The organism is Enterococcus ureasiticus (genome assembly GCF_001730285.1).
GTDB lineage: Bacteria > Bacillota > Bacilli > Lactobacillales > Enterococcaceae > Enterococcus_L > Enterococcus_L ureasiticus.
In genome coordinates, this window is record NZ_MIJZ01000018.1 from 49,659 (window position 1) to 58,388 (window position 8,730).

Annotated in this window: 7 protein-coding genes; all 7 read left to right on the forward strand. The window is 38.6% G+C overall.

Annotation, left to right across the window (positions count from 1 at the left end):
• The first annotated feature begins 24 nt into the window (after positions 1-24).
• The 7 genes from BCR21_RS16425 (at position 25) to lysS (ending at position 8,504) form a co-directional block, all read left to right on the forward strand.
• On the forward strand, positions 25-501 hold the full coding sequence (locus BCR21_RS16425) for a S1 domain-containing RNA-binding protein (RefSeq protein WP_069647549.1): 477 nt from the start codon (positions 25-27) through the stop codon (positions 499-501).
• 94 nt (positions 502-595) lie between these two features.
• A complete protein-coding gene (tilS, locus tag BCR21_RS16430; protein ID WP_069647550.1) occupies positions 596-1,978 on the forward strand; it encodes a tRNA lysidine(34) synthetase TilS in 1,383 nt (460 codons plus the stop codon).
• Between the two features lie 79 nt (positions 1,979-2,057).
• Positions 2,058-2,603: a hypoxanthine phosphoribosyltransferase gene (gene hpt / locus BCR21_RS16435; RefSeq protein ID WP_069647551.1), complete on the forward strand. Its 546-nt coding sequence runs from the start codon at positions 2,058-2,060 to the stop codon at positions 2,601-2,603.
• Between the two features lie 100 nt (positions 2,604-2,703).
• Positions 2,704-4,866 carry an ATP-dependent zinc metalloprotease FtsH gene (gene ftsH / locus BCR21_RS16440; protein ID WP_069647552.1) on the forward strand — a complete coding sequence of 721 codons (2,163 nt, stop codon included), beginning with the start codon at positions 2,704-2,706 and terminating at the stop codon, positions 4,864-4,866.
• Between the two features lie 133 nt (positions 4,867-4,999).
• Positions 5,000-5,896: an Hsp33 family molecular chaperone HslO gene (hslO, locus tag BCR21_RS16445; protein WP_069647553.1), complete on the forward strand. Its 897-nt coding sequence runs from the start codon at positions 5,000-5,002 to the stop codon at positions 5,894-5,896.
• A gap of 12 nt (positions 5,897-5,908) precedes the next feature.
• Positions 5,909-6,913, forward strand: a complete 1,005-nt coding sequence (gene dusB / locus BCR21_RS16450) for a tRNA dihydrouridine synthase DusB (RefSeq protein WP_069647554.1) — start codon at positions 5,909-5,911, stop codon at positions 6,911-6,913.
• A gap of 94 nt (positions 6,914-7,007) precedes the next feature.
• On the forward strand, positions 7,008-8,504 hold the full coding sequence (lysS, locus tag BCR21_RS16455) for a lysine--tRNA ligase (protein WP_069647555.1): 1,497 nt from the start codon (positions 7,008-7,010) through the stop codon (positions 8,502-8,504).
• Positions 8,505-8,730: the final 226 nt, after the last annotated feature.

Sequence of the window (8,730 nt, forward strand, 5' to 3'; positions counted from 1 at the left end):
AATAATAGGAGGAACATTTTTTTTATGTCAATTGAAGTAGGAGCGAAGTTGCCAGGAAAAGTGTCTGGCATCACGAATTTTGGTGCCTTCATCGATCTAGGTGAAGGAAAAACAGGGTTGGTTCACATTAGTGAAGTATCAAATGGGTTTGTAAAAGATATTCATGATGTATTGACCGTAGGGGATGAAGTGACGGTAAAAGTTACCTCAGTCGGTGATGATGGTAAAGTAGGCTTGTCTATTCGTAAAGCACAAGAACAAGCAGCAGAACCAAAACGTGAATATCAACGTCGTGAGAACAATGGAAATCAAGCAAGTCGTGACCGTGGAGCAGCACGTCCAGCACCTAAAAAACAATTTACAAGAGCGCAACCTATGAATTCAAGTCAAGATTTTGATTCATTAATGACCTCATTTTTAAAAGATAGTGATGATCGTTTAACTTCATTGAAACGTAATACAGAAGGTAAACGTGGCGGGCGCGGCGGACGCCGTAACTAACCAATAAATAATTGAAGCTGAGCGAAAGCTCGGCTTTTATGTTTTTGGCATTTTTTTGATAAGTCTATAAACTATGGAACAAAGAGGTGAGTAGATGTTTCAAGAATTTTATGATCATTGTAAAAGAAATGAATATTGGCAGTCAAACCAAAAAATTTTATTGGCAGTTTCAGGTGGAGTCGATTCAATGGTTTTGTTGGAATTGATGCAAATTGCTGCCCAAAAAGACCACTTGGAGCTGGCAGTAGCTCATATCGATCACCAGTTACGTATGGAATCAAAGGCGGAAGCAGACTATCTAAAAAGCTATTGTCTAAAAAAAGAAATTCCATACTATAGTAAAACCTGGGAAGAATTAGACAAAACAAAAGATACAGAAGCTCGTGCTCGTAAGTTCCGCTATGATTTTTTTGCTGAAATTATGGAACAAGAAGAAATCTCTTTACTTTTGACGGCACACCACAGCGATGACCAAGCTGAGACGATTTTAATGAAGTTGACAAGAGGAAGTGCTCTACCAAATTTAGTAGGAATTAGAGCAAAACAGTCATTTGGGAACGGTGAGCTGATTCGTCCTTTCTTAATTTTTTCCAAAGAACGATTAGAACAGTTCGCTAAAGAGTCAGCAATTGTGTATTTTGAAGATAGCTCAAATCAGAGTAATACATATATGCGCAATCGTTTCAGGCATCAAGTTGTTCCGCTCTTAAAAAAAGAGAACCCAAGATTTTTGCAGCATATGGCAGATTTTAGTGAGCAAATCACGTTAGCTGACGAAATTATTCAGTTCGTTATAGAACCGAAGTACAACAAGTGGGTGATTGAAACAACAGAAGGCTGGTTAGTCCAACTATCTGAGTTGAAGCAAGAAAAAAGAAGTGTACAGACCTTTTTCTTAGTGACCCTGTTTCAACGTACGATTGTACCTATTGGTGTGACAATCAGTCGAATGCAGATTGAGCAACTTTTGTTTTTACTGGATCAACCAGCGCCTCAATTGTCCATGGATTTTGAACAAGGTTGGCAAGTTGTGAAAGAATATAACACGTTTCGCCTCCAAAAAAACGAATTAGCTCATGAAAAGCAATTGTTTCATTTAAATAGTAATGACCATATCTTTCTTTCAGAAAATGAATGGTTAGGGATAGAAACGTCAGAAAGAAAACTCGTCCCTCCTGAAAAAATAAAAGATTGGTCAGAATTTTCTTTGCTTATAAGCGAACAAACGTTATTACCGTTAACGATCCGTCATCGGAAAGATGGAGACAGAATTTCGTTAACACCAAATCTAACCAAAAGATTAAATCGACTTTTTATTGACCAAAAAATCCCCAATTTAATCAGAGAACGAGCCTGGGTTATTCTTTCTGCTGACGATAAGATTATTTGGGTTCCGAAATTTGCAAATTCATATTTGAGTATTCCTAAAGAAACTGATAAAATACTCTACAGGCTCCTTTATAAAATAAAAGAGTAACACCTAAAAATTATTTTTATTCAAAGAAGCAAAATAACATAAAATAATAACTACAGACCTCAAAGGAGAAGGAAGCAATATGTTAGAGAATGATATTAAACAAGTTTTGATCACGAAAGAGCAAATTCTTGAAAAATCAACTGAACTTGGCAAACAACTAACAGAAGATTACAAGGATAAAAATCCTTTAGTAATCGGTATTTTAAAAGGTGCAATACCTTTCATGGCTGATATCACACGTTGCATCGATACTCATTTAGAAATGGATTTTATGGCCGTATCTAGCTATGGAAATGCAACCGTATCTTCTGGTGAAGTGAAAATCATCAAGGATCTTGATACAAATGTTGAAGGACGTGATATCCTGATCGTAGAAGATATTATCGACAGCGGGCGCACATTAGCCTATCTAGTTGATCTTTTTAAATACAGAAAAGCCGCATCTGTGAAGATTGTCACGTTGTTGGATAAACCAGAAGGACGTGTGGTTGATATCGTCGCAGACTATGTTGGCTTTGATGTACCTAATGAATTTGTTGTAGGTTATGGTTTGGATTATGCAGAAGCTTACCGAAATCTACCTTACGTAGGCGTTTTGAAACCTGAAATCTACGAATCAAATTAATATCTCTCTTAGATTTAGTTATGTTACAATGTAATGGTCAGAATTGATAAAAAATAAACCGTAAAATTAAATTACGCGCAGTAGTCAAAGGAGGACAGGCATGAATAAAAAGAATAGCGGCATGAAAAATGGCCTATATTATGTATTGCTGATTTTGGCGATGGTCATGGTTGTTTATTTCATTTTTGGAAATAACAATCCCCAGTCACCAGATATCGAATACTCAACCTTCAGTACCCAGTTAGAAGAAGGTAAAGTGAAAGAACTGACGATCCAACCAACTAATGGTGTGTACAAGATCACAGGTCAGTACAAAGAAAAACAAGAAATCAAAAACACTGGCGGTCTTTCATTGTGGGGATCAACAGAAGTTTCTACAAAATCATTCACCACGATTGTTTTGCCAAGTGATATCACATTATCTGGCATTCAAGATATGGCCCAAGAAAATAATGTGAAACTTTCTGTGAAAGAACAATCATCAAGTGGTGCTTGGCTTTCTATCTTATTTAGTTTCTTACCGATCGTATTGTTCATCTTCTTATTCTATATGATGATGGGACAACAAGGCGGCGGTGGAGGTGGCGGCGGCCGTGTCATGAATTTTGGTAAATCTAAAGCCAAAGAAGCAGACAAAAAAGCGAACCGCGTACGCTTCTCTGATGTAGCCGGAGCCGAAGAAGAAAAACAAGAATTAGTCGAAGTAGTCGAATTCTTAAAAGATCCTCGACGTTTCGTCGAATTAGGTGCTCGTATTCCAGCAGGTGTTCTTTTAGAAGGGCCTCCCGGAACTGGTAAAACCTTACTTGCTAAAGCCGTTGCCGGTGAAGCAGGCGTACCTTTCTACTCTATCTCAGGTTCAGACTTCGTTGAAATGTTTGTCGGTGTCGGTGCAAGCCGTGTCCGTGATCTATTTGAAACGGCGAAGAAAAATGCACCAGCAATCATCTTCATCGATGAAATCGATGCAGTTGGTCGTCAACGTGGTGCTGGTATGGGTGGCGGACACGATGAACGTGAACAAACCCTAAACCAATTACTTGTTGAAATGGATGGATTTGATGGCAACGAAGGTGTTATCGTCGTAGCTGCAACAAACCGTTCAGACGTGTTAGACCCAGCGTTATTACGTCCAGGTCGTTTTGACCGTCAAATTTTAGTTGGCCGTCCGGATGTGAAAGGCCGTGAAGCAATTCTTAAAGTTCATGCTCGTAACAAACCATTGGCTGATGACGTTGATTTGAAAGTCGTGGCACAACAAACACCAGGTTTTGCTGGTGCAGATTTAGAGAACGTCTTAAACGAAGCGGCTTTAGTAGCAGCTCGTCGTAATAAGAAGAAAATTGACGCATCTGACGTGGATGAAGCAGAAGATCGCGTAATTGCAGGACCAGCGAAGAAAGATCGCGTAATTAATAAAAAAGAACGCGAAATGGTTGCGTACCATGAAGCTGGGCATACAATCGTTGGTTTAGTATTAAGTCGTGCCCGTATCGTTCACAAAGTAACGATCATTCCTCGTGGACGCGCTGGCGGTTACATGATTGCTTTACCAAAAGAAGATCAATTCTTAATGACTAAAGAAGACATGTTTGAACAAATCGTTGGTTTACTTGGTGGACGTACAGCGGAAGAAATTATTTTCGGTGTTCAATCAACAGGTGCATCTAATGACTTTGAACAAGCGACAGGCATTGCCCGTAGTATGGTAACTGAATATGGGATGAGCGACAAATTAGGTCCAGTTCAATATGAAGGAAACCACCAAGTCTTCGTTGGCCGTGATTATGGTCAAACAAAAGCATATTCTGAGCAAGTTGCATATGAAATCGATCAAGAAGTACGTCGTATCTTGATGGAAGCTCACGATAAAGCGCGTGAAATTATCGAAGCACATCGTGCGCAGCACAAACTAATCGCTGAAAAACTATTAGAGTATGAAACATTAGATGCTCGCAGTATCAAATCATTGTTTGAAGAAGGTGTTATGCCTCAAGACGTTATCGATAGCCAATTCCCTAGTGAAAAAGCACAGACGTTTGAAGAAGCAAAACGTGCATTAGAAGAAAAAGATGCACAAAGACAAGCCGAAGAAAAACAAGATTTTGAAGAAGCGAAACAAGAATTAAATGACGAAGCGGAAGAATTAAAAGCGGACAGCGAAAAAACAGAAGAAAAAGTCCAATCAGAAGTTAAATCTGATGATGAGACTAAAAATGATTCTGAATATGACCGTAATAATTTTGATGATCGTTACAAATAAAACATGTAGAGCATCCCTTTTATGGGGTGCTCTTTTCTATAAGTTAAAATTATTTAGTTGAAAAAATGGCTAATTCCTAGTATTATCTGGTAATGAGTCAGAAAATGTACCAATCGAGAAGAGGGAAATAAAAATGGAAGATTACTTAGTAAAGGCATTATGTTATGAAGGATCGATTCGCGCATATGCGGTTTGCGCAACAAATACAATTTCAGAAGCACAAAAACGCCATGATACATGGAGTTCGTCAACGGCTGCATTAGGCAGAACAATGGTGGGCGCTTTACTACTTGGCGCAACATTAAAAGGCGAAGATAAATTAACTGTGAAAGTTCAAGGAAATGGACCAGCAGGAAGCATTGTTGTTGATAGTGACGGAAGCGGTAATACAAAAGGCTACATAAAGAATCCGCACGTTAGCTTAACTCTGAATGAAAGTGGTAAAATCGATGTTCGCGGCGCAGTTGGAACAGAAGGAATTTTCACTGTAATCAAAGATTTAGGTTTGAAAGAAACTTTTTCAGGACAAACTCCGATTGTTTCTGGTGAAATTGGTGAAGATTTTACTTACTTCATGGCGGTCTCAGAGCAAATCCCGTCAGCAATCGGCTTGAGTGTTTTAGTTGATACAGATGAAAGTGTCAAAGCGGCTGGCGGATTTATGATCCAAGTGATGCCAGGAGCAGATGAAAAAACAATTGATTTTATTGAACAACGCTTGCAAGAAGTACCGATGATTTCCCGTTTGATTGATGAAGGCGAATCACCTGAAGGGATTTTAGAACGTCTGCTTGGTAAAGACGAAATTGAAATCCTGGAAAAAATGCCTGTTCAATTTAAATGTAACTGCTCAAAAGAAAAATTTGGTACAGCAATCATTGCAGTTGGCTTAGATGAAATCAACGCAATGATTGAAGAAGATCATGGTGCAGAAGCAGTTTGCCAATTCTGTGGTAACAAATATCATTATAGTGAAGAGGATTTAATTGAACTACGCGATGAAGCAATCAAAAATACCCGTGAAAAGTAGGAGAGAAGCGCTATGTGGAAAATAGGGAATGTTGAAATTCCGAATCGCGTTGTAGTAGCACCGATGGCTGGTATTAGTAACGCTGCATTTCGTGTGACTGTTAAAGAGTTTGGTGCGGGACTTGTTGTCTGTGAAATGATCAGTGATAAAGGAATCCAGCAAAGAAATAAAAAAACCTTAGATATGCTTCATATAGATGAGCGAGAATATCCGCTAAGTGTGCAAATTTTCGGTGGTGATAAAGAAAATTTAGTTGAAGCTGCGAAATTTGTAGAAGAAAATACCCAAGCTGCAATCATCGATATCAATATGGGCTGTCCGGTAAATAAAGTCATCAAAGCAGAAGCAGGGGCAAAATGGCTTTTAGATCCGAATAAAGTATTTGAGATGGTAAATGCTGTTTCCTCTGCTATAGATTTACCAGTCACGGTTAAAATGCGAACTGGTTGGGACGAAGACCACCTGTTCGCAGTTGAAAATGCATTGGCAGCTGAAAAAGCAGGAGCATCTGCCATCGCTATGCATGGTCGTACGAGAGTTCAAATGTATGAAGGTCAAGCGAATTGGGATGTTTTAAAAGAAGTGAAACAGCATCTGACCATCCCTTTCATGGGAAATGGAGATGTTCGTACACCAGAAGATGCAAAACGCATGCTGGATTATGTAGGGGCTGATGGTGTGATGATCGGTAGAGCTGCGTTGGGAAATCCGTGGATGATCCAACGAACCAAACAGTATCTAGAAACAGGAGAACTGATACCTGAACCAACCCCTCATGAAAAAATCGAAACAGCTAAAGTTCATTTGCAACGTTTAGTCGATTTAAAAGGCGAAAAAATCGCGACGAGAGAATTTCGCCAACATGCTTCATACTATCTAAAAGGAATTCCACGTGCTGCTAAAGTAAAAGTAGCTATCAATCAAGCGGAGACCCAGCAAGTGATGATTGATTTGCTGGATGCATTCGAAGAAAAAGCAGAAAAACATGCAGAAAAAGAAACAATCGAAACAATCTAATAAAAAAAGCAGGCTGAAACAAAAATTCGGCTTGCTTTTTTTTGTTTCAATGTGGCATTATAGGGGTATGTGATTTCAGAATGGAGGAAATACAGTGGCAGATGAACAACAAGCGCACATAGAAGATCTAAATGATCAAATGCTTGTGCGTCGTGAAAAAATGGAAAATTTACGTGAAGAAGGGATCGATCCTTTCGGGAAGCGTTTTGACCGAACACATAATTCAAAAGAATTACATGACCAATTTGATCAATACTCAAAAGAAGAATTGAATGACATGGATTTATCAGCAAGCGTCGCTGGTCGAATGATGACAAAACGAGGCAAAGGAAAAGCTGGATTTGCTCATTTGCAAGATCGTGATGGCCAAATTCAACTTTATGTACGTAAAGACCAAGTAGGCGATGAAGCATACGAAATTTTTAAACACGCAGATTTAGGTGATTTCTTTGGTGTGACTGGACAAATCATGAAAACAGATACAGGTGAAGTAACTGTTAAAGCAAAAACAATCGTGTTATTAACGAAAGCATTACGCCCATTACCAGATAAATACCACGGTTTAACGAATATCGAACAACGTTACCGTCAACGCTATTTAGATTTGATCAGCAATAAAGACAGTTTTGATCGTTTCATGAAACGCAGCCAAATCATTAGTGAAATTCGTCGTTACCTTGATAGTAACGGCTATGTAGAAGTAGAAACACCCGTTTTGCATAATGATGCTGGTGGTGCAGCTGCACGCCCGTTTATCACGCATCATAATGCATTAGATATGGACTTATATTTACGAATTGCTTTAGAGCTGCATTTGAAACGTTTGATTGTCGGTGGTATGGAGAAAGTCTATGAGATCGGACGAGTATTCCGTAATGAAGGGATCGATACAACACATAACCCTGAATTTACTATGTTAGAAGCGTATACTGCATATACAGATTATAAAGATGTGATGGATCTAACTGAAGGAATCATCCGCAATGCTGCAGAAAAAGTCTTAGGTACAACGACTATCACTTATGATGAAAAAGAAGTTGACCTAGGTTCTGAGTTTAAACGCGTGCACATGGTAGATGCAATCAAAGAACAAACAGGTGTGGATTTTTGGCAGGAAATGACTGTTGAAGAAGCTCGTGCTTTGGCGAAAGAACATAATGTAGAAATCAATAATAATATGGCAGTGGGTCATATTTTAAATGAATTCTTTGAAACCTTTGTCGAAGAGACGCTTCAACAACCAACATTTGTCTATGGACATCCAGTAGAAGTATCTCCTTTAGCGAAGAAAAATCCAGAAGATGGTCGCTTTACCGATCGTTTTGAACTATTTATAGTAGGAAAAGAATTTGCTAACGCATTTACTGAGTTAAATGACCCGATTGACCAACGTGAACGTTTTGAAGATCAAGAAAAAGAACGTGAACAAGGAAATGATGAAGCTCACGGTGTAGATGAAGACTTTATTGAAGCGTTAGAGTATGGTTTGCCACCAACCGGCGGATTAGGAATTGGGATTGACCGTTTGGTTATGCTCTTAACGGACGCTCAATCAATTCGCGATGTCCTATTATTCCCAACCATGAGATAAAAAGTGAAAGAGGAGATTATTTTTTGATAATCCCTCTTTTTTATTTTCCAGAAAAGCATCATGAAAAACCATCGAATTCTGCTGTTTAAATAGAAAAAAACGAACAATAAAGAACAAAAGTAATAAAATAATCGGGAACGAAAAAAACTTTAAAAAAAGTACAAATTTTAGTTGACCTAAGCCCATAATCTTGGTATATTATATCTTGTCGCAAGGCACTGATGTA

What these genes read in the sequence shown, in the direction of transcription:
- BCR21_RS16425 (WP_069647549.1), top strand. Translation starts at nt 25, where the DNA reads ATGTCAATTGAAGTAGGAGCGAAGTTGCCAGGAAAAGTGTCTGGCATC.
- tilS (WP_069647550.1), top strand. Translation starts at nt 596, where the DNA reads ATGTTTCAAGAATTTTATGATCATTGTAAAAGAAATGAATATTGGCAG.
- hpt (WP_069647551.1), top strand. Translation starts at nt 2,058, where the DNA reads ATGTTAGAGAATGATATTAAACAAGTTTTGATCACGAAAGAGCAAATT.
- ftsH (WP_069647552.1), top strand. Translation starts at nt 2,704, where the DNA reads ATGAATAAAAAGAATAGCGGCATGAAAAATGGCCTATATTATGTATTG.
- hslO (WP_069647553.1), top strand. Translation starts at nt 5,000, where the DNA reads ATGGAAGATTACTTAGTAAAGGCATTATGTTATGAAGGATCGATTCGC.
- dusB (WP_069647554.1), top strand. Translation starts at nt 5,909, where the DNA reads ATGTGGAAAATAGGGAATGTTGAAATTCCGAATCGCGTTGTAGTAGCA.